27 protein-coding genes are annotated in these 22,959 nt (G+C 71.6%); 17 read left to right on the top strand and 10 right to left on the bottom strand.

Going from position 1 to position 22,959, the window contains the following annotated elements; genetic code table 11:
- Positions 1–30: 30 nt before the first annotated feature.
- Positions 31–651, bottom strand: a complete 621-nt coding sequence (gene gmk / locus ACESM1_RS21680; protein WP_372623295.1) for a guanylate kinase — start codon at positions 649–651, stop codon at positions 31–33.
- Between the two features lie 5 nt (positions 652–656).
- Positions 657–1,559: a YicC/YloC family endoribonuclease gene (locus tag ACESM1_RS21675; RefSeq protein ID WP_372623294.1), complete on the bottom strand. Its 903-nt coding sequence runs from the start codon at positions 1,557–1,559 to the stop codon at positions 657–659.
- Between the two features lie 39 nt (positions 1,560–1,598).
- Between ACESM1_RS21675 and ACESM1_RS21670 the strand changes: the two genes are divergently transcribed.
- Both ACESM1_RS21670 and ACESM1_RS21665 read left to right on the top strand, forming a co-directional pair.
- On the top strand, positions 1,599–2,384 hold the full coding sequence (locus tag ACESM1_RS21670) for an SDR family NAD(P)-dependent oxidoreductase (RefSeq protein WP_372623293.1): 786 nt from the start codon (positions 1,599–1,601) through the stop codon (positions 2,382–2,384).
- A 105-nt stretch (positions 2,385–2,489) separates the two neighbouring features.
- Positions 2,490–2,984, top strand: a complete 495-nt coding sequence (locus ACESM1_RS21665) for an Hsp20/alpha crystallin family protein (protein WP_372623292.1) — start codon at positions 2,490–2,492, stop codon at positions 2,982–2,984.
- Positions 2,985–3,065: 81 nt separating this feature from the next.
- Here ACESM1_RS21665 and ACESM1_RS21660 read toward each other — a convergent pair whose 3' ends face one another.
- From ACESM1_RS21660 to ACESM1_RS21645, 4 genes are all read right to left on the bottom strand, one after another.
- A complete protein-coding gene (locus tag ACESM1_RS21660; RefSeq protein ID WP_372623291.1) occupies positions 3,066–3,932 on the bottom strand; it encodes a DMT family transporter in 867 nt (288 codons plus the stop codon).
- 169 nt (positions 3,933–4,101) lie between these two features.
- Entirely contained in the window at positions 4,102–5,088 is a 987-nt protein-coding gene (mltG, locus tag ACESM1_RS21655; protein WP_372623290.1) for an endolytic transglycosylase MltG, read from the bottom strand.
- Between the two features lie 93 nt (positions 5,089–5,181).
- On the bottom strand, positions 5,182–6,465 hold the full coding sequence (gene fabF, locus ACESM1_RS21650) for a beta-ketoacyl-ACP synthase II (protein ID WP_372623289.1): 1,284 nt from the start codon (positions 6,463–6,465) through the stop codon (positions 5,182–5,184).
- Positions 6,466–6,656: 191 nt separating this feature from the next.
- Positions 6,657–6,896, bottom strand: coding sequence for an acyl carrier protein (locus ACESM1_RS21645; protein ID WP_372623288.1), 240 nt, complete (start codon positions 6,894–6,896; stop codon positions 6,657–6,659).
- A gap of 244 nt (positions 6,897–7,140) precedes the next feature.
- Here ACESM1_RS21645 and ACESM1_RS21640 point away from each other — a divergent pair, with 244 nt between their 5' ends.
- Entirely contained in the window at positions 7,141–7,650 is a 510-nt protein-coding gene (locus tag ACESM1_RS21640) for a 2'-5' RNA ligase family protein (RefSeq protein WP_372623287.1), read from the top strand.
- A gap of 29 nt (positions 7,651–7,679) precedes the next feature.
- Here ACESM1_RS21640 and fabG read toward each other — a convergent pair whose 3' ends face one another.
- From fabG to fabD, 3 genes are read right to left on the bottom strand one after another with little or no spacing between them, the layout of a single operon-like run.
- The gene (gene fabG / locus ACESM1_RS21635) at positions 7,680–8,420 is read right to left on the bottom strand and encodes a 3-oxoacyl-[acyl-carrier-protein] reductase (RefSeq protein WP_372623286.1); all 741 of its coding nucleotides are present in this window, start codon (positions 8,418–8,420) and stop codon (positions 7,680–7,682) included.
- Between the two features lie 17 nt (positions 8,421–8,437).
- Positions 8,438–9,334, bottom strand: a complete 897-nt coding sequence (locus tag ACESM1_RS21630) for a GNAT family N-acetyltransferase (RefSeq protein WP_372623285.1) — start codon at positions 9,332–9,334, stop codon at positions 8,438–8,440.
- On the bottom strand, positions 9,331–10,290 hold the full coding sequence (gene fabD, locus ACESM1_RS21625; RefSeq protein ID WP_372623284.1) for an ACP S-malonyltransferase: 960 nt from the start codon (positions 10,288–10,290) through the stop codon (positions 9,331–9,333). Before fabD ends, ACESM1_RS21630 begins: the two co-directional genes overlap by 4 nt.
- Before the next feature lie 406 nt (positions 10,291–10,696).
- On the opposite strand from fabD, the gene ACESM1_RS21620 reads away from it, so the two are divergent.
- The 13 genes from ACESM1_RS21620 (at position 10,697) to radA (ending at position 21,707) form a co-directional block, all read left to right on the top strand.
- Complete coding sequence (locus tag ACESM1_RS21620; RefSeq protein WP_372623283.1) at positions 10,697–10,885, top strand: hypothetical protein; 189 nt, start codon at positions 10,697–10,699, stop codon at positions 10,883–10,885.
- A 362-nt stretch (positions 10,886–11,247) separates the two neighbouring features.
- Positions 11,248–11,721, top strand: a complete 474-nt coding sequence (rpsF, locus tag ACESM1_RS21615; protein WP_372623282.1) for a 30S ribosomal protein S6 — start codon at positions 11,248–11,250, stop codon at positions 11,719–11,721.
- Positions 11,722–11,727: 6 nt separating this feature from the next.
- A complete protein-coding gene (gene rpsR / locus ACESM1_RS21610; protein WP_372623281.1) occupies positions 11,728–12,015 on the top strand; it encodes a 30S ribosomal protein S18 in 288 nt (95 codons plus the stop codon).
- A 36-nt stretch (positions 12,016–12,051) separates the two neighbouring features.
- Positions 12,052–13,020 (top strand): hypothetical protein, encoded by a 969-nt coding sequence (locus ACESM1_RS21605; RefSeq protein WP_372623280.1) that lies wholly within the window; start codon positions 12,052–12,054, stop codon positions 13,018–13,020.
- 14 nt (positions 13,021–13,034) lie between these two features.
- A complete protein-coding gene (gene rplI, locus ACESM1_RS21600; protein ID WP_372623279.1) occupies positions 13,035–13,604 on the top strand; it encodes a 50S ribosomal protein L9 in 570 nt (189 codons plus the stop codon).
- 151 nt (positions 13,605–13,755) lie between these two features.
- The gene (locus ACESM1_RS21595; protein WP_372623278.1) at positions 13,756–14,997 is read left to right on the top strand and encodes a class I SAM-dependent methyltransferase; all 1,242 of its coding nucleotides are present in this window, start codon (positions 13,756–13,758) and stop codon (positions 14,995–14,997) included.
- Positions 14,998–15,071: 74 nt separating this feature from the next.
- Entirely contained in the window at positions 15,072–16,625 is a 1,554-nt protein-coding gene (locus ACESM1_RS21590; protein WP_372623277.1) for a replicative DNA helicase, read from the top strand.
- Positions 16,626–16,770: 145 nt separating this feature from the next.
- Positions 16,771–17,862, top strand: a complete 1,092-nt coding sequence (alr, locus tag ACESM1_RS21585) for an alanine racemase (RefSeq protein ID WP_372623276.1) — start codon at positions 16,771–16,773, stop codon at positions 17,860–17,862.
- Positions 17,863–17,866: 4 nt separating this feature from the next.
- Complete coding sequence (locus ACESM1_RS21580; RefSeq protein ID WP_372623275.1) at positions 17,867–18,652, top strand: MlaE family ABC transporter permease; 786 nt, start codon at positions 17,867–17,869, stop codon at positions 18,650–18,652.
- On the top strand, positions 18,649–19,446 hold the full coding sequence (locus ACESM1_RS21575; protein ID WP_372623274.1) for an ABC transporter ATP-binding protein: 798 nt from the start codon (positions 18,649–18,651) through the stop codon (positions 19,444–19,446). Before ACESM1_RS21580 ends, ACESM1_RS21575 begins: the two co-directional genes overlap by 4 nt.
- 82 nt (positions 19,447–19,528) lie before the next feature.
- Entirely contained in the window at positions 19,529–19,729 is a 201-nt protein-coding gene (locus ACESM1_RS21570) for a type II toxin-antitoxin system HicA family toxin (RefSeq protein WP_372623273.1), read from the top strand.
- A gap of 14 nt (positions 19,730–19,743) precedes the next feature.
- Positions 19,744–20,190: a type II toxin-antitoxin system HicB family antitoxin gene (locus ACESM1_RS21565; RefSeq protein WP_372623272.1), complete on the top strand. Its 447-nt coding sequence runs from the start codon at positions 19,744–19,746 to the stop codon at positions 20,188–20,190.
- 80 nt (positions 20,191–20,270) lie between these two features.
- Positions 20,271–21,707 (top strand): DNA repair protein RadA, encoded by a 1,437-nt coding sequence (gene radA / locus ACESM1_RS21560; protein ID WP_372623271.1) that lies wholly within the window; start codon positions 20,271–20,273, stop codon positions 21,705–21,707.
- A 3-nt stretch (positions 21,708–21,710) separates the two neighbouring features.
- On the opposite strand, the gene ACESM1_RS21555 is transcribed toward radA, so the two are convergent.
- Positions 21,711–22,274 (bottom strand): hypothetical protein, encoded by a 564-nt coding sequence (locus tag ACESM1_RS21555; protein WP_372623270.1) that lies wholly within the window; start codon positions 22,272–22,274, stop codon positions 21,711–21,713.
- Between the two features lie 121 nt (positions 22,275–22,395).
- Here ACESM1_RS21555 and ACESM1_RS21550 point away from each other — a divergent pair, with 121 nt between their 5' ends.
- Positions 22,396–22,956: a CvpA family protein gene (locus ACESM1_RS21550; RefSeq protein WP_372623269.1), complete on the top strand. Its 561-nt coding sequence runs from the start codon at positions 22,396–22,398 to the stop codon at positions 22,954–22,956.
- Positions 22,957–22,959: the final 3 nt, after the last annotated feature.

Below are 22,959 nucleotides of genomic sequence, written 5' to 3'. Positions count from 1 at the left end.
CGACGCGAGGGAGGGGAAGCGCGCCCGATGTCACCCCTTCAGCAACCCGTCCACGAAGCCCGCCAGCCAGGGCTGTCGCGCACGGCTGCTGCGGGCGGCGTGCAGGATGGCGCGCACCTCGGCGACGGTGCGGTCGAAGTCGCGGTTCACCACCACATGGTCGAAATCGGCCCAATGCGCGATCTCGGTGCGCGCGACGTCCAGCCGGCGTGCGATCTCCGCCTCGCTCTCCTGCGCACGGCCGCGCAGCCGGCGTTCGAGCTCGGCCATGGAGGGCGGCAGCAGATGCACGCCGACCACGTCGCCCGGCAGCTTCTCGCGCAACTGGCGGTGGCCCTGCCACTCGATGTCGAACAGCACGTCGCGCCCGGCGGCGAGGGCCTGCTCCACCGGGCCGCGCGGCGTGCCGTAGGAGCGGTCGAGGAAGCGCGCATATTCCAGCAGCTCGCCGCGCGCGATCATGGCGTCGAACTCGGCCTCGCTGCGGAAGAAGTAGTGCACGCTGTCGAGCTCGCCGGGGCGGCGCGCGCGGGTGGTGGCGCTGATCGAGAGCGAGAGGTCGGGCTCCATCTCCAGCAAGGCGCGGGAGACGCTGGTCTTGCCGACGCCCGGCGCCGAAGCGAGCACCAGGCACACACCGCGTCGCGTCAACTCACCTACTCCACATTCGCCGCCTGCTCGCGCAGCCGCTCGATCGCCGCCTTCAGCTCCAGGCCGAGTCGCGTCAGGCCGACGCTGGCGCTCTTGGAGCACAGCGTGTTGGCCTCGCGCACGAACTCCTGGGTGAGGAATTCCAGCTTGCGGCCCACCGCCTCGCCGGCCTTCAGCAGCCGTCGCGCCTCGGCCACATGCGCGGCGAGCCGGTCCAGCTCCTCGCGCACATCGGAGCGCTGGGCGAGCATCGCCACTTCCTGCGCCAGGCGTTCCTCCGGAATGCGGGCGCGGGCATCGGCCTCGCCGAGCAGCTTCGCAAGATTTTCCATCAGCCGCTGGCGTTGCGCTTCCGGCTGGTTCGCGGCTTCGGCAGCGGAGGCTTCGCGCAGGGTGTCGATCTCGTCGAGCAGCGCACCGAGGATCTTCTCCAGCTGCGCACCCTCGCGCGCGCGGGCGCCGTACAGGCCGGCGAGCGCCGTCTCGAAGGCGGCGAGCAGCGCGGCCCGCTTCGCCTCCTCCGCCGCCTCGTCGGGCTCGACGGCCTCGGCGCGCAGCACGCCGGGCAGGGCGAGGATCGCCTCGGCGCGCGGCGGCGGGGCGCCGAGCCGCTGCGCGACGCTGGTGGCGAGCGCGATGGCCTGGTCCAGCGCGGCGGGGTCCGGCGTCAGCCGCGGCGCGCGCTCCTCGCGCTTCAGCGTCAGGCTGGCGGAGACATTGCCGCGCTTCAACCGCTTGCCGGCGGCCTCGCGCAGCGCGGGTTCCAGCGCATCCATCCCGTTCGGGACGCGCAGGCGGAGATCGAGCCCCCGCCCGTTGACGCTGCGCAACTCCCAGACGAAGGAGGTACCGTCCGGCAGCGTGCCGCTCTCGCGGGCGAAGCCGGTCATGGAGGCAAGCGTGCTCATCGGGCGGTTTGTCCTCCCTGGCGCGCGGGAGGGCAAGCGGTGACGAAATGGCCGTGGCGGAGCGTCCTGGTCACCGGCGCCTCCTCTGGCCTCGGGCGGGCACTGGCGGAGGCTTGCGCGGCGCCGGGTGTGACGCTGCACCTCTCCGGCCGCGATGCGGCCCGCTTGGCGGCAACCGAGGCCGCCTGCCGTGCGCGCGGCGCCAGCGTCGCGGCGCGGGTGCTCGACGTGACGGATGCGCCGGCCATGGCAGAGTGGGTCGCTGGCGCCGGGCGCCTGGACCTCGTGATCGCCAATGCGGGCGTTTCCGGCGGTACCGGGGGAGCAACCGAGCCGGCGGCGCAGGCGCAGCGGATCTTCGCCACCAACGTCACCGGCGTGCTGAACACCGCACTGCCGGCGATCGCGGCGATGGCGGAACAGCCGCCGGGGCCGGACGGGCTGCGCGGACGGGTGGCGGTGGTCGCCTCGCTCGCCGCCTTCGTCGCGGCGCCGGGCGCGCCGGCCTATTGCGCCTCGAAGTCGGCGGTGCAGCGCTGGGCGGAGGCGCTGGATGCGGCCGAGCGCATGCGGGGGATCCGCCTGCATGCTGTCTGCCCGGGCTACATCCGCACGCCGATGACCGCCCGCAACCCGTTCCCGATGCCGTTCCTGATGGATGCGGAAGAGGCGGCGCGGCGGACGCTGTCGGGCATCTCGCGCGGGCGGTTGCGCGTTGCCTACCCGCTGCCGCTCTATCTCATGGCGCGCCTGGTCGGGGGGCTGCCGCCGGCTTGGCGCAATGCGCTGATCGGCCGGCTGCCGGCAAAGCCAGCGTCGGATTGATCAGCATCAATGCATGAACCGGGCGGCGGCGGTAGTCGATCCACGCGCCCGGCCACCGCCCCCGTGCGTGCGGTCGCGTCGCGCGAAGCACACGGAGACAACGCCATGAGCACGTCACAGCCCCCCAATGCCGGACAGAACCAGCTCGGCCGCAGCGAGTCCGATCCCTTCACCTCATTGCGCCGCGGCATGGACCGCCTGTTCGATCAGGTGATGGGCGGCTTCGGCGGCTTGCCCGCACCCTTCACCGGACCGGGCGTGATCAGCCCGCGTGTCGACGTGTCCGAGAGCAAGGACAAGCTCGAGGTCACCGCGGAACTGCCGGGGATCGAGCCGAAGGATGTCTCGATCGAGCTCGAGGACGGCGTGCTGACGCTGCGCGCGGAGCGCAGCAGCGAGCGGAAGGAGGAGGACAAGGACAAGCGCTGGCACCTGGTGGAGCGTCAGTCCGGCACCTATCTCCGCCGCTTCGCGCTGCCCTTCGACGCGGACCCGGAGAAGGTGCAGGCGCATTTCGACAAGGGCGTCCTGCACATCGCCATCCCGCGCCCGGAACAGCCCCGGCCGCAGGCCAAGCGCATCGAGATCAAGGGCGGGTAGCGCACCTGGCGGCATCAAGGACGGGTAGCGCGCCTGACGGCATCAAGGGCGGGTAGCGCGCCTGACGGCGCGACCGGCCAGCTATCGCCGGCCGGTCGCGAGCCATACCCCGGCGAGCACCACCACGCCGCCGGCGAGCACAAGTGTCGAGGGCACCTCGCCCAGCATGAGTGCGCCGAGGGCGGCCGCGAAAGGTGGCTGGATATAGCCCACCATCCCCGCATCGGTGGCCCGCGCGCGCGCCAGCAGCGAGAGGAACATGGTCAGCGGCAGCGCCGAGGCGAAGACGCCCAGCACCGCCACCACGCCGTAGATCCAGAGCGGCTGGTCATAGGCCTCGCCCGGCGAGAACGGTGCCGAGAGCAGCCCCGCCGCGGCGCCCGAGACCACCTGCTGCCCGAGTGCGAGCTGCGCCGGCGCCCCGGGCCGCACCCGGCGCGCATAGACCGTGCCCGCCGCGTAGGAGACGCCCGAGGCCAGGATCAGCAGGCCGCCGGTGAAGGAGGCGCGGCCGGCCACCGCATCCGGCCCGAGGATCACCGCGATGCCGGCGAAGCCGAGCAGCAGCCCGGCAACGGAGCGCGGCCCCTGCCGCTCCTCGCGCAGCAGGACGGAGGCGAAGATGGCGACCAGCAACGGCGTTGCGGCATGGATCAGCGCCGCCGGCGCCGCCTCGATCCGGTCGAGCGCCAGCGCGGTCAGCACATTCGGCACCCAGCCATTGGTGGTGCCGAGCACCAGCCAGTGCCGCAGCTGCAACGGACCGCCGAGCCGGCGCGTCAGGACGAGGAAGGCGAACACCGCCAGCGCCGCGAAGCTGCCGCGCAGCGCTGCCAGCGCGAAGGGCGGCATCTCCACCGCCACCAGCCTGAGCAGCGGGAAGGACGCGCCCCACAGCCCCCCGATGACCAGCAGGCGCCACCAGAGCGCAGGGCCGGTCAGCGTCATACCTTCCTCATCGCGGCCTGACCTGCGCCGTGCGGAGCACGGCGAGCGGCCGAATGGCCGCCGCCGCTTGTGCGTCATGCGACCGCATGCCTTCGGCATGACGAAGCCAAGGCCCGGAGGGCCGCCGGCGATTGAGGATGAAGTGCTTCAGCACTTCATAAGCCAAGTATCATCTGGTGTTGCCGGCCGCCCGTTCCCGCTCGATGCGGCGCCAGCGCGCCACGTTGCGGTTGTGCTCGTCCAGCGTGCGGGCGAAGGCGTGCCCGCCGGTGCCGTCGGCGACGAAGTAGATGAACTCGGTGGCTTCGGGCTGCGTCACGGCCTGCAACGCCTCCCGCCCCGGGCTGGCGATCGGCGCCGGCGGCAGGCCGCGCACGCGGTAGGTGTTGAAGGGGTGCTCGCGGTCAAGGTCGGCGCGGGTCAGCGGGCGGTCGAGCACGCCGCCATCGGCCGCGGCATAGGCCACCGTCGGGTCCGATTGCAGCATCATCCCGCGCCGCAGCCGATTGATGAAGACGCCCGCCACCAGCCCGCGCTCCTCCGCCTGCCCGGTCTCACGCTCGACGATGGAGGCGAGGATCAGCGCCTCCCGCGGGGAAGCCAGCGGCAGCTCCGGCTGGCGCGCGGCCCAGAGCTCGGCCAGGGCGGCCTCCATCGCCTGGCCGGCGCGGCGGATGATGGCGGCCCGGGGATCGCCCCATTGATAGGCGTAGGTCTCGGGCAGCAGGGCGCCTTCCTCGAAGGCCGGCACCTCGCCGGTGAGCCCTTCGGCACGCTCCAGGATGGCGGTGATCTGGCCGACGGTGAGGCCCTCGGGGATGGTGATGCGCCGCTGCACCGGGCGGGCGCGGCGCAGGACCTCCAGCACCTCGCGCAGGCTGGCGCCGGCGGGGAAGGCGAATTCGGCGGCGCGAATCGGTCCCTCGCCGCGGGTCAGCCAGGCGGCGGCAACGAAGGCGCGCGGATCGGCGATCACGCCCCGCGCGGCCAGTGCCTCCGCGATGGCAGTGGTGCCGCCGCGCGGGACCACCATCTGCGCCGGCTCGGCCAGCGGGCCGGGGGCGGCATAGGTCTCGCGAGCGTACCAGAACGCGCCGGCACCGAGGCCGGCGAGGATCAGGAGCAGCAGGAGGAGGAGGGCAGGGAGGCGGCGCATCACCCGCCCCCTGTGGCAAGCCGGCGCGCGCCGGGCAAGACGCGCGCGGCCGCGATCACGGAAGGCTCAGGCGGCAACCCATGTCCCGCGCGCCTATGCGGCGCGTTTGAACACGATGCTCGCGTTGGTGCCGCCGAAGCCGAAGCTGTTGGACAGCGCGACCTCGATCTTCCGCTGCTGCGCGCTGTTCGCCACGCGGTCGATCGGGCTTTCGCGGGACGGGTTGTCGAGGTTCAGCGTCGGCGGCGCGATGCCGTCGCGGATCGCGAGCACCGAGAAGATCCCCTCCACCGCGCCGGCCGCGCCGAGCAGGTGCCCGATCGCCGATTTGGTGGAGGACATCGCCAGCCGCTTTGCGGCATCGCCCCACAGCCGCTCGACCGCCGAGAGCTCGATGTCGTCGCCCATCGGGGTGGAGGTGCCGTGCGCGTTGACGTACTGCACCTGCTCCGGCGTGACGCCGGCGCTGGCCAGCGCCGCCTTCATGGAGCGGAAGGCGCCGTCGCCATCCTCGGTCGGTGCGGTGATGTGGTGCGCATCGCCCGACATGCCGTAGCCGACCACCTCGGCGTAGATCTTCGCGCCGCGCTGCTTCGCGTGCTCGTATTCCTCGAGCACCACCACGCCGGCGCCCTCGCCCATGACGAAGCCGTCGCGGTCCTTGTCCCAGGGGCGGCTCGCCTTGGTCGGCGTGTCGTTGAAGGAGATGGACAGCGCGCGGGAGGCGCAGAAGCCGGCCATGCCGATCTCGCTGACCGCGGCCTCGGCACCGCCGGCGACCATCACCTCGGCGTCGCCGAGCGCGATCAGCCGCGCCGCGTCGCCCAGCGCATGCACGCCGGTGGCGCAGGCCGTCACCACCGCATGGTTCGGGCCCTTGAAGCCGTATTTGATCGAGACATGGCCGGAGGCCAGGTTGATCAGCGCCGAGGGGATGAAGAAGGGCGAGAGGCGGCGCTGCTTGCCCTGGAAGATCTGGATGGACGCCTCGTAGATGGTCGGCAGGCCGCCGATGCCGGAGCCGATCATCACGCCGGTGCGGCAGCGATCCGCCTCGCCCTCCGGCTTCCAGCCGGAATCCTCCACCGCCTCCTCCGCCGCGACGAGCGCGAGCTGGATGAAGCGGTCCATCTTCTTGATGTCCTTGACCGGGATCCACTCCGCGATGTCGAGCTTGCCCTCGGCCTTCGGGCCCTGCGGCAGCTGGCCGGCCACCTTCGAGGGCAGCTGGCTGACATCGAAGGACTGGATGGCGCCGAGGCCCGATTCGCCGGCGGTCAGCCGCTTCCAGACATTCTCGACCCCAAGGCCGAGCGGGCAGGCGATCCCCATGCCCGTGACGACGACGCGCCGCGGCGCCGAGAGATGAGCGAACACGGTTAGCTTCCCCGTCCTAGCATGGCATCCGCCCCGCTTGTGCTGGCGGCCGGCGAAGGCGGCCCGCGCCAAGCGTGCCGGCCGCCGCACGAAGCCGCGATCGCGCAGCGTGCGCGACGACGCCGAGGCCGGCGGAAGCCGGCCGCCCGGCGACCGAGGGGCATGAACGCAGCGCGTTCATGCCCGGCACATCAAGCCGCCTTCTGCTTCTCGATGTACTCGATCGCATCCTTGACCGTGGTGATCTTCTCGGCGGCGTCGTCCGGGATCTCCACCCCGAAGGCCTCCTCGAAAGCCATGACCAGCTCGACCGTGTCGAGGCTGTCGGCGCCGAGGTCGTCGATGAAGGACGCCTCCGGCGTCACTTTCCCCTCGTCAACGCCGAGGTGCTCCACGACGATCTTCTTCACCTTCTCCGCGGTGTCGCTCATGGACCGGGGTCTCTCCTGCTGCGTCGTGCCGTGCCCGCCGTGGCGGGGATCTGGTGCGGTGGTCGGAACTGGTGGTTCAACGGAACTGCATGCCGAGCCTGCAGGCACGGCCGCCCGGGGCCAAGGCCTGGGCGGCGCGGCTCTAACATGGAAGCGTCACTTGGCCTAGGCGGCGCGGTTGCGCAAGCCGGGGGAATGTGGCGGGCGGCTTGGCGGGGCGGATGGCCGAGCCAGATGGGGAGGCATGGCGGCGCCGCTGATCCTGACCCTCGGCCTCGATCCGGCCGCCTTCGCCCGGCTGGACGCCGCAAGGCGCGCGCATTTCCCACCCGCCCGCAACCTGATCCCGGCCCATCTGACGCTGTTCCACGCCCTGCCGGGCGAGCAGGCGGAGGCGGTCTGCGCGGTGCTGGAGGCGGAGGCGGCGGCGACTCCGACCTTCGATCTGGACATCGCCGGGCTGCGCTTCCTCGGCCGCGGTGTTGCCTATGCGGCCGCGTCGGCGCCGCTCGCCGCGCTGCGGGGCAGGCTGGCCGGCCACTTCGCGCCCCGGCTCGGTGCGCAGGACCGGCAGGGGTGGCGGCCGCATGTGACGGTGCAGAACAAGGTCGCGCCGGAACTCGCGCGGGCGACCCTGCGGGAGCTGGAGGCCGGGTTCGCACCCTGGGCGGCGCGCGGCGAATCGCTGCTGCTGTGGCGCTATCTCGGCGGCCCGTGGGAGGCGGCGGGGGAGTTCCGATTCGCCGGGGCGTAGGCTGGCGGCCCGGCCCCGGGCACCGCGATTCACACCATCGCCATCCCGCCATTCACGTGCAGCGTCTGCCCGGTGACCCAGGCGGCCTCGGTGCTGGCAAGATAGGCGACGGCGGCGGCGACATCCTCAGGCGCGCCCATGCGCTGGGTCGGGATGCGGGAGAGCAGGGTGGTGCGCGCGGCCTCCGGCAGGGCGTCGGTCATCGCGGTCTTGACGAAGCCGGGAGCCACCACGTTCACCGTCACGCCGCGCGTCGCCACCTCCTGCGCGAGGGACTTGCTCATGCCGATCAGCCCGGCCTTGGCGGCGGCGTAGTTGGCCTGGCCGGCATTGCCGGTGACGCCGACGATGGAGGCGATGGAGACGATCCGCCCCCAACGCCGCTTCATCATGCCGCGCAGCGCCGCGCGCGCCAGGCGGAAGGGGGCGGTCAGGTCCACCTCCAGCACCGCGTTCCAGTCGGCATCGCCCATCCGCAGCGCCAGCATGTCGCGCGTGAAGCCGGCATTGTTCACCAGGATGTCGAGCGAGCCGAGCGCGCCCTCCACCTTCTCCACCAGCGCCGCCGGGGCGGCGGGATCGGCGAGGTCGGCCGGGGCGACCAGCACGCGGTCCCCGCCCAGCGCCTCCGCCAGCTGCGCCAGTTCCGCCTCGCGCCGGCCGGTGATCGCAACCGAGGCGCCTTGCGCGTGCAGCGCGGTGGCGATGGCCGCGCCGATGCCCCCCGTCGCGCCGGTCACCAGGGCGGTCCTGCCGGTCAGGTTGAACATGGCGCGGGCTCCTTCGATCATGCGGGCGCCCCGTCGAGGCGCTTCATCAGGTAGTGCCGGGCATGGCCCGGCGGGAAGTCGTCGAGCGTGGCGAAGACGCGGTAGCCCAGGCGTTCATAGAAGGGGCGGGCCTGGAAGCCGAAGGTGTCGAGCCAGATGCCGATGCAGCCCCTCGCGCGCGCCTCGGCCTCCGCACGCCGCATCAGCTCGGCGCCGAGCCCGCCGCCGCGCAGATCCTCCGGCAGATAGAGCAGGCGGACGAAGAACCAGCGATAGAGCACATGCCCGCTGAGCCCGCCGACCGGATGCGTGTCGCCGAGGCGGCGGACCACCAGGTTCAGCGGGTGGAAATCGTCTGAGCCGGCGAAGGGCGCGTTGAAGGCGGTCAGCCCGTCCTCCAGCACGCCGACCACCGGATCCCAGTCGATCGCGGTGGCGGTGATGGTGACGCGCGGCGCCTCGGCGTCGGGCCAGGGCTCGGCGGTGGCGACGCCGTCCAGGCGCTTGACCATGGTGAAGCGGGTCTGGCCGGGCGGGCAATCCTCGATAGCGCCGGCCAGCGCATAGCCGCGCCCCTCGTAGAAGCCGCGGGCCTGGAAGGAATAGGTGTCGAGCCTGGCGCCGATGCAGCCGCGCATGCGCGCCTCGGCCTCCGCCATCGCCAGCATGCGCCCGCCGAGCCCCTCGCTGCGCAGCGCCGGCGGCACCGCCAGGTTCTCGACATAGAGCCAGGACCAGCCGGTGCGGCCCCAGAGCCCGCCGACCACCGCACCCGCATCGTCGCGCAGCAGCACGACGAGCGGCTTCGAATCATGCGGGAAGCCCGCGGCTTCATTGGCCTCGCGCAGCGCCGCCCGCACCGCTTCCTCTTCGGCGGCGGTGGGCGTGGCGGTGAGCGCGAGGGAGGGGGTCACAGGCTTTTCAGGAAGCTCTCGATGTCGGCGGGCGTGCCGACCGCCTCTGCCTTCGCCTCCGGCGCCAGCCGCTTCATGAGGCCCGTCAACACCTTGCCGGAGCCCACTTCCACGAAGCGGTCGCAGCCCATGGCGGCCATGGCGAGCACGGATTCGCGCCAGCGCACGGTGCCGGTGACCTGCCTGACCAGCAGTTCGCGGATCTCGGCCGGGTCGGTCGCCTTGGCCGCCGAGACATTGGCGACCACCGCGACGGCGGGGATGTGCATGGTGGCGCGCTCCAGCGCCTCGGCCATTGCCTCGGCAGCGGGCGCCATCAGCGCGCAGTGGAAGGGGGCGGAGACCGGCAGCTTCATCGCCCGCTTCACCCCGGCCTCCTTGGCCTTCTCGATGGCGCGGTCCACCGCGGCGACGTGGCCGGATATGACGATCTGCCCGCCGCCATTGTCGTTGGCGACCTCCACCACCTCGCGCTTGCCGGTCTCCGGGTCGGTGGCGGCGGCGGCGCAGATCTCGCGTGCCTGGTCGAATTCGGCGCCGAGCAGCGCGGCCATGGCGCCGGTGCCCGGCGGCGTCGCCTTCTGCATCGCCTCGCCACGCAAACGCAGCAGGCGGGCGGCGGTCGGCACGTCGAAGGTGCCGGCCGCGGCGAGCGCGGCATACTCGCCGAGCGAATGGCCGGCGACCAGCGCGACGCGGTCCTTCAGCGCGAAGTTTCCTTCCTTTTCCAGCACGCGGATGACGGCCAGCGACATCGCCATCAAGGCCGGCTGGGCGTTGGCGGTGAGGGTCAGATCCTCGGGCGGGCCTTCGAACATCAGCTTCGAGAGCTTCTGCTTCAGGGTTTCGTCCACCTCCTCGAACAGCTCGCGCGCGGCGGGGAAGGCGGCCGCGAGGTCGCGCCCCATGCCCGGGGCTTGGCTGCCCTGTCCGGGGAAGGTGAAGGCGAGCGCCATTGGGTCTTGTCCTGGCCGTGCGAGGGAAGGTCGCGCCGCCTAGGGCTCGGGTGGGGCAGGCGTCAAGGGGCGGCGCGGGGCGGGCCGTTGCGCCGCCAGGCATTCCCGGCGATGCCGGGGGGAGGGGGGCATCGGGATGGGCTTGCTCGCGAAGCTGGCGCAGGCGCGCCGGGGTTTCTCCGACTGCCGCGAGGCAGCGGCGCGGCTGCATGCGACGCTCGCCGAGCGGCTGGCCATGGGGCTCGCCGCCAGTCACGGCCTCGGCGCTGCGGTGGGCGGCGGATGCGTCGGTCTCCTGCGCCGGGAGCTGGATGTGCCGGCTGATCCCGGGGGCGCCGGCGCGGCATTCCGGCGTGGACCAGGCGATCCACGACCACGTCCTGCTGGATAGGCTGGTGGCCGGGCGATGCGGGTGCCGAACGGCCAGGCGGTGATGACGGTGCCCGATGATGCGCCGCACGGCCTGCTCGCCGGCCCGGACGGGCTGCTCCGCCATGAAGATGGACGGGCGAGCGCCGTGGTGCACCAGTACGACCGCGACGCGGCATTGCGCGCAGCGGTTGCGGCGCGCTGGGGTGCGCCCGCCGGCGGCTGACGCAGCGGTGTGGGCCTGGGAACATTCCACCCTTGCCCCCCCCCCTCCCGTGCTTCAAGCCGCGCTTCCCTGCCGGGATCCGAGGCATCGGTCCCGGCTATGCCCGCTTGCGCGTCGCTCCGGCATTGCGCGCAGCGGTTGCGGCGCGCTGGGGTGCGCCCGCCGGCGGCTGACGCAGCGGTGTGGGCCTGGGGACATTCCACCCTTGCCCCAGGACCCCCTCCCGTGCTTCAAGCCGCGCTTCCCTGCCGGGATCCGAGGCATCGGTCCCGGCTATGCCCGCTTGCGCGTCGCTCCGGCATGGTGCCGGCGAAGGCAAGGTAGCCGTGAGGCTGGGGCTGAGACAGCCGAAGGGAGAACAGATGCCCCTATATGAATGCGTGCTCATTGCACGCAACGACATCACGCAACAGCAGGTCGACGCGATCGCCGACCAGGTGGAGCAGACCGTCAAGGCCGGTGGCGGCGAGGTCCGCAAGCGTGAGTACTGGGGCCTGCGCGGCCTCGCCTACAAGATCAAGAAGAACCGCAAGGCGCATTACATGCTGCTCGGCGTGGATTCGCCGGCCGCCGCCCTGCAGGAAGCCGAGCGCCAGCTCGGTCTGCATGAAGACGTGCTGCGCACGCTGACCATTCGCGTCGAGGCGCTGGAGGAAGGGCCCTCGGCCATCCTCGCCCGCCGCGGCGAGGACCGCGAGCGCGACCGCGGCTTCCGCGGCCCGCGCCCGGCCGGCCGCTTCAGCTCCGGCCGCACCGGCGGGCGCGAGCGCGACGACCGCGAGGAATTCCGCGCCCGCCCGCGCGACGAAGTCGAACCCGGCATGGACGGGGAGTGATCTGACATGTCCGACCGCACCGAAGAGACCGCCAACAACCCCGCCGCGCGCCGTCCGGCCGTCGGCGCCCGCCGGCCCTTCTACCGGCGCAAGAAGTCCTGTCCCTTCTCCGGCCCGAACGCGCCGAAGATCGACTACAAGGACGTGCGGCTGCTCTCCCGCTTCCTGTCGGAGCGCGGGAAGATCGTGCCGAGCCGCATCACGGCGGTGAGCGCGAAGAAGCAGCGCGAGCTGGCGAACGCCATCAAGCGCGCGCGCTTCCTGGCGCTGCTGCCCTACGTCATCAACGACTGAGCAAGCCACCGGGTATTGGGGGCGAGGCCACGCGCCATGCCGACGGACCGGACAGGACCGGGGAAGGAAGGGCAGGGCACCCAGCCGCGCGCTGGGGGCCCGCTCGCCGATCCGCGCCTGCTCGCCGCCGGCGCGGCCGGGCTGGTCGCGGCCATCCTGGCGCTCTGGGCGTTCCGCGGCATGCCGCTCGGCGTCGTCGCCTTCTGGGCGGTGCCGCTGCCGCTGTTCCTGGCCGGCATGGGCTTCGGGACGGCGGCGCTGCTGCTGGCGGCGGGCCTGGCGGGGCTGCTGGTCTGGCTGGCGGGCACCGCCATCGGCGCCTGGCTGTTCCTGATCGCCTTCGGCGCGCCGGCGGCGTTGCTTCTCATCGCTGCGCGGGCAAGTGGCGGGCTCGGCCTGCCGCTGGCCATGCTCGGCCTGCTGCCGGCCGCCACGATCGTCGGCGCGGCGCTGTGGCTGGCGGACATGCCGGGCGGGCTCGAGGGCACGCTGCGGGCGCTGACCGAGGCGGCGCTCGACAGCTTCGACCTGGCGGATTCCGCCGGCCTGGTCGCCGAGATCGTGCGGGTGCAGGCGGCGGCGATCGGCTTCTGGGTGGCGCTGGCGCTGCTCGCCAATGGCTGGCTGGCGGGGTGGATGCTGGCGCGCGCCGGCATCGCGGCGCCACCGGCCTGGAGCAGCGCGCGCCTGCCGGGCTGGTACGCGGTGGCGCCCGGCCTTGCCTTCGGGCTCTGGCTGGCGGCGGCTGAGGGGGCGGATGCGGTGCCGCTCTCCCTCGTCCTGGTGCTGCTGGTGCCGCTGATGCTGCACGGCCTTGCCGCGCTGCATCGTCGCACGCGCGGGCGCGGCGGCCGGCCGCTGCTGCTCGGCGGGGTCTACATGGCGCTGCTCCTGATGTTCGTGCCGACTTCCCTCGCGGTCGTGGGCTATGGCGCCTTCGACCTGCTCCGCTCTTCATCCAACAACGGGGGAGGCGGGCGCGGCGCGCCCCCGCCCCGCAGCTAGAGACGGGTACCGTCATGATCGAAGTCATCCTGATGCAGCGGGTCGAGAAGCTCGGCCAGATGGGCGAGCGGGTGAAGGTCCGCCCCGGCTTTGCCCGCAACTACCTGCTCCCGCAGGGCAAGGCGATCCGCGCCAGCAAGGACAACCTCGAGCGCTTCGAGCGCGAGCGCGTCCAGCTCGAGGCGCAGAACATCAAGCGCCGCGAGGAGGCCGAGCGGATCGCCGAGCGGGTGTTCGGCCTGGCGGTGGTGATCATCCGCGCCGCGGGCGAGAGCGGCAGCCTCTACGGCTCGGTCAGCTCGCGCGATATCGCCGATGCCTGCAAGGCCAATGGCCTGACGGTGGACCGCAGCCAGGTTCTGCTGGAGCAGCCGATCAAGACCACTGGCATCACCCAGGTCCGCGTCGAGCTGCATCCCGAGGTGGTGATCCCGATCGACGTGAACGTCGCGCGGAGCCAGGAAGAGGCCGACAAGCAGGCGCGCGGCGAGGATCTCCGCGCCGCCGAGCAGGACGAGACCGAGAGCCTGGAGGCCGAGCTGGCCGCCGAGCTGGCGGAGCTCGGCTCCGCGATGGAGCGCTGAGGACGCCTTCCAGCTCACGCACCTCCCGGTGGCCGGGGGGCATCTGCCCCCCGCGCACCGTGCCGTGTCTGGAATTCGTGCGTGCATCTGCCTTAATGGCACCCGCCCGGGTGCAGCACCGGAGAGGACACCCTGGCAGGAGGGGTGCCCCATGTTCCAGAAGCTGCTGCACGCCGCACTGGACCGTCTGGTCGTGCTCGGGCGTCTGACCGTCCGCTATCCCGATGGCACGCGGCGCAGCTACGGCCGCGAGCCGGGCCCGGAAGCCGCCTTCGCCATCCGCCACCCTGCCGCGCTGCGACGGCTGGTGCTGAACCCGGCGCTGGCCTTCGGCGAGCACTACATGGACGGCATGGTGGAGCCCGAGGGCTGCACCATCGCCGATGTCCTGCACCTGCTGGTGCTGAACAACTACCGCGGCGGCCGCCATCCGGCCGAGGCGTTGCTGGCGCGCTGGCGGCGGGCCAGGCGCCGGCTCGACCAGCGCAACGCCATCGCCCGCGCGAAGCGCAACGTGGCGCACCATTACGACCTGAGCGGGCGCCTCTACAGCCTCTTCCTCGACCGCGACCGCCAGTATTCCTGCGCCTATTTCCCGACCGGCACCGAGACCTTGGAGGAGGCGCAGGCGCTGAAGAAGCGCCACATCGCCGCCAAGCTGCGGTTGGACCGGCCCGGCCTCGACGTGCTCGACATCGGCTCGGGCTGGGGCGGCATGGCGATCACGCTGGCGCGCGACTTCGGCGCCCGCGTCACCGGCATCACCCTCTCACAGGAGCAGCTGGCGGCCTCGCGCCGGCGCGCGGCGGAGGCGGGGGTGGCGGACCGCGTCCGCTTCGAGCTGGTGGACTACCGCACATGGGACCGGCCGGTGGACCGGATCGTCTCGGTCGGCATGTTCGAGCATGTCGGCATCGGCAACTACGCGACCTTCTTCCGCAAGGTCCGCGATGCGCTGAAGCCCGACGGCGTGGCGCTGATCCACGCCATCGGCATGATGGAGGGGCCGGCCAGCATCAATCCCTGGATGGCGAAGTACATCTTCCCCGGCGCCTACTGTCCGGCGCTGTCCGAGATCATGCCGGCGATCGAGCGTGCGGGGCTGTGGGTGACCGACCTCGAGATCCTGCGGCTGCATTATGCGCTGACGCTGGCCGAATGGCGCCGCCGCTTCGCCGCCAACCGCGATGCCATCCAGTCGCTCTACGACGAGCGCTTCTGCCGTATGTTCGAATTCTACCTGGCCGGCTGCGAGATGGCCTTCCGGGTGGGCGACCACATGAACTGGCAGGTGCAGCTGACGCGCGACAAGGCCGTGCTGCCGCTGACGCGCGACTGGATGATGGAGGCCGAGCGCGCCGCGCCCTCGCATGCCCGGCTGGCGGCAGAGTGATCCTCCCCGCTATCCACAGTGATCCCCAGGCTGAGGGGGAAGGCACGACTCGCCCGCCGGGGTAGAGTGTGAGGATGAACACTTTCGGTCCCGGCGGCGGTTCTTCTGGTGGCCCCCTGGGGGGGCCGCTGGCTGGCGATGGCGGGGGGCTGTTCGGCCTGTCGCAGCGCCTGCCGCCGGCCAATCTGGAGGCCGAGCAGGCGCTGCTCGGCGCGCTGCTCGCCAACAACAAGGCCTATGAGCGCGTCGGCGAGTTCCTCGCCGCCGAGCATTTCGCCGACCCCGTGCATGGCCGCATCTTCGCCGCCATCCAGCGCCGCATCGAGGCCGGGCAGCTCGCCGATGCGGTGACACTGCGCGCCGAGTTCGAGCATAACGGCCTGCTCGACGAGGTGGGCGGCTCCGCCTATCTCGCGCAACTGCTCTCGGCGATGGTCGGCGTGATCAATGCCGGCGAATACGGCCGCGTCATCCACGATGCCTGGCTGCGGCGGCAGCTGATCGACGTCGGCGAGACGGTGGTGAACCGCGCCTTCGGCGCCGAGCCGGAGCTCGATGCGCGCCAGCAGCTGGAAGCGGCCGAGCAGAACCTGTTCGAGCTGGCCAAGGACAACGGCGCCGAGGGCGGCTTCGTCAGCTTCGAGCGTGCACTGGCCACCGCGGTGAACCATGCGGCGACGGCCTTCTCGAATCCGGGGGGCGTGTCGGGGCTGTCCTCCGGGCTGCGCGACCTCGACAAGAAGACGGGCGGGCTGCACCCGTCGGACCTGGTGATCCTCGCCGGGCGGCCTGGCATGGGCAAGACGGCGCTCGCCACCAAGGTCGCCTTCGGTGCGGCGCGGTCGGTGCTGCGCAAGGCGCGCGACAAGGACCCGAACGCGGTTCCGCGCGGCGGGGTGGCGATCTTCTCGCTGGAAATGAGCTGCGACCAGCTCGCCACCCGTATCCTCTCCGAGGAAGCACGCATCTCCGGCGACCGCATCCGCCGCGGCGACATCGCGCAGCGCGATTTCGACCGCTTCGTGGAGGTCAGCCGCGAGTTACAGGGGCTGCCGCTGTTCATCGACGACACGCCCGCCATCACCATCAGCGCGCTGCGCACCCGCTGCCGGCGATTGCAGCGGACCAAGGGGCTCGACCTGGTCGTCGTGGACTACCTGCAGCTGATGCGCCCCGCCGCCGGCACCAAGCCGGAAAGCCGCGTGCTGGAGATCAGCATGATCACCCAGGGGCTGAAGGCGATCGCCAAGGAGCTCTCGGTGCCGGTGATCGCGCTGTCGCAGCTGTCCCGCGCGGTCGAAAGCCGGGAGGACAAGCGGCCGCAGCTTTCGGACCTGCGCGAATCCGGCTCGATCGAGCAGGACGCGGACATGGTGATGTTCATCTATCGCGACGAGTACTACCTGGCGCAGCGCCAGCCGAAGGAGATGACCTACGACAGCTCGGACAAGTTCTCCGGCGCCATGGACAAGTGGCAGAAGGACATGGAGGAGGCGCACAACAAGGCGGAGCTGATCATCGCCAAGCAGCGCCACGGCCCGACCGGCACGATCAAGCTGTTCTTCGAGGGCGAGTTCACGCGGTTCGGGGATCTCGATACGCAGCATGATGGGGGGTATGGCGATTAGGTGCGCTTCGCCCTGATCTCCATGCGGCTTCCCCCCACCGCGGCCAGCCTGCGGCGTCGCGGCACTGGCGTCGGCGCCGGGGCCGAGGCAGTGCCGGCGCCGCCTCTTGCGCAGGCTGGCTAGGGTGGGGGAGAACCCCCGCCCGATGCCCTTCCCCGGCCGAGCCATCCTCCACATCGACCTCCCCGCCATCGTCGCCAACTGGCGCGACCTGGCGGCGCGCCACGGCGGCCCCACTGCCGGCGTGGTCAAGGCCGATGCCTATGGCCTCGGCGCCGCCCCGGTGGCCCGCGCCCTGCGCGACGCAGGCTGCGCCACCTTCTTCGTCGCCCACCTCACGGAAGGCCTCGCGCTCCGCGCCGCCCTCGGTGCCGCGTCGCAAGGCGCTCGGGAGCGGACGCCCGACATCATCGTCCTCAACGGCTTCCCGCCCGGCGCCGACGAGGACGCCGCGCTGATCCCGGTCCTGAACCACCTCGGCGACGTGTCCGCCTATGCCGGAAGCGGCCGCCCGGCGGTGCTGCATCTCGATACCGGCATGTCCCGCCTCGGCCTCGATGCGCGGGAGCAGGCAACCCTGGCGCAGGAACGCAACCGGCTGGACGGCATCGCGCTGCGCTACGTGATGACCCATCTCGCCTGCGCCGACGAGCCCGGCCATCCGATGAACGAGGCCCAGCGCGCCCGCTTCGCCGAGGCCGCGGCGCGCATCGCGCCCGGCGTGCCGCGCAGCTTCGCCAATTCCTCCGGCATCTTCCTCGGCGAGGGCTTCCGATCCGATCTCGCGCGCCCTGGCTGCGCGCTCTACGGCATCAACCCGACGCCGGGCGCCGCCAATCCGATGCGCCAGGTGGCGCGGGTGGAAGCGGAGGTGCTGCAGGTGCGGGAGGTCGGCGCCGGCGACACGGTGGGCTATGGTGCGTCCTGGACCGCGCCGGGCCCGCGCCGGATCGCCACCGTTGCAGCGGGCTATGCCGATGGCTACCTTCGCGCGCTCTCCGGCCGGTCCTTCGGCATCCTTCACGGCCGAGAGGCGCCCCTGGTGGGCCGGGTGTCCATGGACCTGACGACCTTCGACGTGACCGAGATCCCCGAGGCCGCGCCCGGCGACCGGCTGCTGCTGATCGGCGGCGACGGCAACACGCCGGACGAGATCGCCGCGCGCTGCGGGACCATCGGCTACGAGATTCTCACCTCGCTGGGGCGCCGCTATCACCGCGCCTATGAAGGCGGCTGACGTCTTGGACCGCACGCTGGACCTGACGGCCTGGATCGGTCGGGCGGTGCTCGATCTGCTGCGCGGCGCCGGCGCGGTGGCGATCTTCGCGGCGGAGGCGATCAGCCACCTGTTCCGCCCGCCCTTCTACGGCCGCCTGTTCGCCCGCGCCTTCGTCGAGATCGCATGGTTCAGCCTGCCGGTGGTGGCCCTGACCGCGATTTTCACCGGCATGGTGCTGGCGCTGCAATCCTACACCGGCTTCGCCCGCTTCAACGCCGAAGGCGCGGTGGCGAATGTCGTCGTGCTCTCCATCACGCGCGAGTTGGGCCCGGTGCTGGCGGGGCTGATGGTGGCCGGGCGCATCGGCGCCGCCTTCGCCGCCGAGATCGGCACCATGCGCGTGACCGACCAGATCGACGCGCTGACCACGCTCTCCACCAACCCGATGAAATACCTGGTCGCGCCGCGGCTGCTGGCGGGCACCATCGCGCTGCCGCTGCTGGTGATGGTGGCGGATATCCTCGGCGTGATGGGCGGCTGGCTGATCGGCACCCAGCAACTGGGCTTCTCCTCGGGCGCCTACCTCAAGGCGACCTTCGACTTCCTGGAGACCTGGGACGTGATCTCCGGCCTGATCAAGGCGGCGGTGTTCGGCTTCGTGGTCACGCTGATGGGCTGCTGGTTCGGCTACGGCTCGGGCGGCGGCGCGCAGGGCGTCGGGCGGGCGACGACCTCGGCGGTGGTGGCGAGCTCCATCCTTATCCTCGCCAGCGACTATGTGCTGACGGCGATGATGTTCAGCCGATGAGTTCCGCGCGCCAGGGCACGACGAGCGAGACGCCGAAGATCCGTCTGCGGGGGCTCGCCAAGTCCTTCGGCCCGAAGCTGGTGCTGGACGGGGTGGACCTGGATATCCGCGCCGGCCATTCGATGGTGATCCTGGGCGGGTCCGGCTCCGGCAAGTCGGTGACGCTGAAATGCATCCTCGGCCTGATTACGCCGGACAGCGGCCTGATCGAGGTGGATGGCCGCGACCTGTCGAAGCTGAACCGGCGCGAGCGGGAGGCGGTGAACGACCGGATCGGGATGCTGTTCCAGAACGGCGCGCTGTTCGATTCGCTGCCGGTCTGGGAGAATGTCTGCTTCAAGCTGCTGGCGCAGAACCGCATCACCCGCCGCGCGGCGCGCGACAAGGCCGCCGAGGTGCTGGCGCAGGTCGGCCTGGCGGCTTCGGTGGGCGACCTTTCGCCGAGCGAGCTCTCGGGCGGGATGCAGAAGCGCGTCGGCCTGGCGCGGGCGATCGCGGCCGAGCCCGACATCATCTTCTTCGACGAGCCGACGACCGGGCTGGACCCGATCATGGGCGCGGTGATCGACGGGCTGATCGTGGACGTGGTGAAGCGGCTGGGTGCGACGGCGGTCAGCATCACGCATGACATGGCGAGCGCGCGGCGGATCGGCGACGACGCGGCGATGATCCACAAGGGGAAGATCGTCTGGACCGGCGCGGCGAGGACTCTGGGCGCGACGGGCAACGCGATGGTGGACCAGTTCGCCAAGGGCGAGCGCGAGGGGCCGATCCAGATGGAGTTGCGGCGGTAGATCAGTTGACTGTCACTGCGGCGATGGGCATAAAGTGTGTAGGGGGAGTCGCCCAGCCGTGGGGCTGCGGAGACCTAAGCGCATGAAGGCGCACGATGTTGTTCGCGTTCTGCTGAGGGCCGGCTGGCTCGAGGCTCCAGGGAAGGGAAGCCATCGCAATTTCCGTCACCCGGACAGGCCAGGAAAGGTGACCGTGCCGTTCCACGGCAGCCGCGATCTCTCGATCGGCGTTATCCGCTCCATCGAGAAACTGACGAGCTTGACCCTCTTGCCCAAGCGCTGAATTGCGAGGTTGACGTGACCACGCAGGTCTATCCTGCCATCCTTCTGAAGGACGCAGGCGCGGCCGCAGACGCGCCCATCGGTGTCGTCTTCCCGGACCTGCCCGGCTGCACGAGCCAGGGCGACGACCCGCGTCACGCGGCGGAGATGGCAATGGAGGCGCTGGCCGCGCACGCCGAAGCCACCGCCGCAGATGGGGAAAACCTGCCTGAACCCTCCGCCCCCGGCACCACACCCGACTGGCTTGACCCGCGCGAAAGCGAGGTCGTTGCTCATCTGCTCGTCCCGGTCGAACTGCCTGGCCGCAGCGTCCGCGTGAACATCACCATGGATGAAGGCCTTCTCCAGCGGGTGGACCGGGCAGCGGCCAGCCACGGCTTCACGCGCTCCGGCCTCCTTGCCGAGGCAGTGCGAACCTGGCTTAGGCGCGACAAGGACACGCCGCGTCGGCGTCGCGCCTGACAGCGCGCCAAGCCTCTTCTACCCTCGCGCTGCCGGGGCTAACAGGTAGGATGTTCGCGTCTCGTTCTTGAGGGCAGCTTTTGGCCAAGGACCGCAACCGCTTCGTCTGCCAGGCCTGCGGGGCGCTCGCGCCGAAATGGCAGGGCCGCTGCGACGCCTGTGGCGAATGGAACACGCTGGTCGAGGAAGTTGCCGAACCCCGCGGCCCTGGCCCGGCGGCCAAGGCGGCGGGTGGGCGGCGGCTGGAATTCGTCGGGCTGGAAGGGAAGTCGGCGCCGCCGGCGCGGATGCTGACCGGCATCGCGGAACTCGACCGCGTGCTCGGCGGCGGCTTCGTGCCGGGATCGGCGGTGCTGGTCGGCGGCGATCCGGGGATCGGCAAGTCCACCATCCTGCTGCAGGCCGCCGCGCGCATCGCGGCCGCGGGCCGGCGCGTGCTCTATGTCTCGGGCGAGGAAGCGGTGGAGCAGGTGCGGATGCGCGCCGCGCGCCTCGGGCTGGCGAAATCGCCGCTCGGCCTCGCCGCCGCCACCAGCCTGCGCGACATCGCCGCCGGGCTGGAGGCGGAAAGCGAGGCGGCGGTGGTGGTGATCGATTCGATCCAGACCGTCTGGCTGGATGCGCTCGATTCCGCGCCCGGCACCGTCAGCCAGGTCCGCGCCTGCGCCGCCGAGCTGATCCGCCTCGCCAAGACCCGCGGCTTCGCGCTGGTGCTGGTGGGGCATGTGACCAAGGAGGGCACGCTCGCCGGCCCGCGCGTGCTGGAGCACATGGTGGATGCGACGCTGCATTTCGAAGGTGATCGCGGCCACCAGTTCCGCATCCTGCGCGCGGTGAAGAACCGCTTCGGCGCCACCGACGAGATCGGCGTGTTCGAGATGACCGAGCAGGGACTGGTGGAGGTCGCCAACCCCTCCGCCCTGTTCCTGGCGGAGCGCCGCGGCAATGTCTCGGGCAGCGCGGTCTTCGCCGGGATCGAGGGCACGCGGCCGGTGCTGGTGGAGGTGCAGTGCCTGCTCTCGCCCTCCGCGGGCGGGCAGCCGCGCCGGCAGGTGCAGGGGTGGGAGTCCGGGCGGCTTTCCATGCTGCTGGCGGTGCTGGAGGCGCGCTGCGGCATGGGGCTCGGGATGAACGACGTGTTCCTCAATGTCGCCGGCGGGCTGCGGATTTCCGAACCGGCCGCGGACCTCGCGGTGGCGGCCGCGCTGGTCAGTGCTGCCACCGACCGCCCGACCGATCCGGGCACCGTCTATTTTGGCGAGATCGGCCTCTCCGGCGAAATCCGCCAGGTGGCGCAGGCCGAGGCACGGCTGCGGGAAGCCAAGAAGCTCGGCTTCGAGGCTGCGACCCTGCCGCGCCGTGTCGCTCGTGGCAGCGCCCCGCTGGCAGCGGTGCCGGGCCTGAAGCTGAAGGAGGCCGGGCACCTGACGGAGCTGGTGGCGGAGTTCGCCGCCGGCACGGTGAAGCGGAAGAAGGAGGCGGCGACCGCAGGCCCGCAACCCTCGGCCGCCTCCTGATCGTCAGGGGCGCCGGGCCTCGTCGCGGACGACGTAGCGGCGCGCATGCCTCGCCTCGTCCGCGGCGGCGTCCTGTGCGGCCGCCATCTCAAGGCGCCCGAGCCATCCGGCGGGCGTATCGTCATGGTGCCGCTTGGGAATGCGGCGGAACACGGCGTCGCCACCATAGGTGGCGAAGCCGATGTCCTCGTCGTGCCCTGTATAGCCGGTATCCGGGTTGCGTCCCGTCCAGCCCTCCGCGCGCCACGCCGCCTCGCGCGCCTGGAGGTCGATGGCGCCACAAGCCCCGAAGATGGCGACCACGCGGCTCGCGGTGGCGTCTTCCGCCAGGACGGCGACCGGCACGCCGCCGCGCCGCAGCCCCTCCTCGTAGAAGCCATGGTCCTCGGCTGGCAGCGACGAGAGCAGAAGGGGAGGGGCGATGGCCTCGTCGCGGGGCTCCGCCTCGGCCGAATGCACCACCACATCCCGGGGCGGGAGGCCGAGTTCCCGCACCGCACGGTCCGCCGCGCGATCCGCATCCGCACGGCTGTCGAACAGCCCGACGACGACCAGAACTTCCGCCATGGCGATACCTCCTCGCTTTCGGGGCTAACGCGGGTGGGCCTTTCCGGATCGCCAGCAGGGCAGGTCTCCCTCATGGCCCCAAGATGACACCCCACCCCCCACCCGCTATACCGCCTGCGCGATGACCTGGATTGACGGTGTTGTGCTGGCGGTGCTGCTGATCTCGGCGGTGCTGGCCTATTTTCGTGGCATGGTCCACGAGGTGCTGAGCATCGGCGCCTGGCTCGGTGCCGCCATCGTCGCCATCATCGCCGAGCCGTACAGCCGGCCGATCGCCGCCCAATACGTCCAGCCCGACTGGCTCGCCACCGGCATCGCCCTCGGCGCCGTCTTCCTCGTCGTCCTGCTGGTGCTGAAGATCCTGATCCACTGGATCGCCGGCAGGGTGCAGCGCTCCGCGCTCGGCGGGGTGGATCGGGCGCTTGGCTTCGTCTTCGGCCTGGCCCGGGGTGCTTTCATCGTCGTGCTTGCCTATATCGTGGCAGGGATGGCTTTTCCCGGTGTCAGTCGCTGGCCGCAGGATGTGCAGCAGGCCCGTTTCCTGCCGCTCGCCGCGGATGGCGCCAGATGGGTGGTCGAGAAGCTGCCGCCGGATTTCCGCCCGCCCTTGCCCGATGGCAGCGGCGGGCGCGCCCCTACGCTGGACGAGCTGCTGCGCCCCCCGGCCCGCAGCCGGACGTGAAAG

Source organism: Falsiroseomonas sp., from assembly GCF_041690465.1.
In the GTDB taxonomy this organism is placed as follows: Bacteria; Pseudomonadota; Alphaproteobacteria; order Acetobacterales; family Acetobacteraceae; genus Falsiroseomonas.
This window is presented reverse-complemented; position numbering and strand designations above follow the sequence as displayed.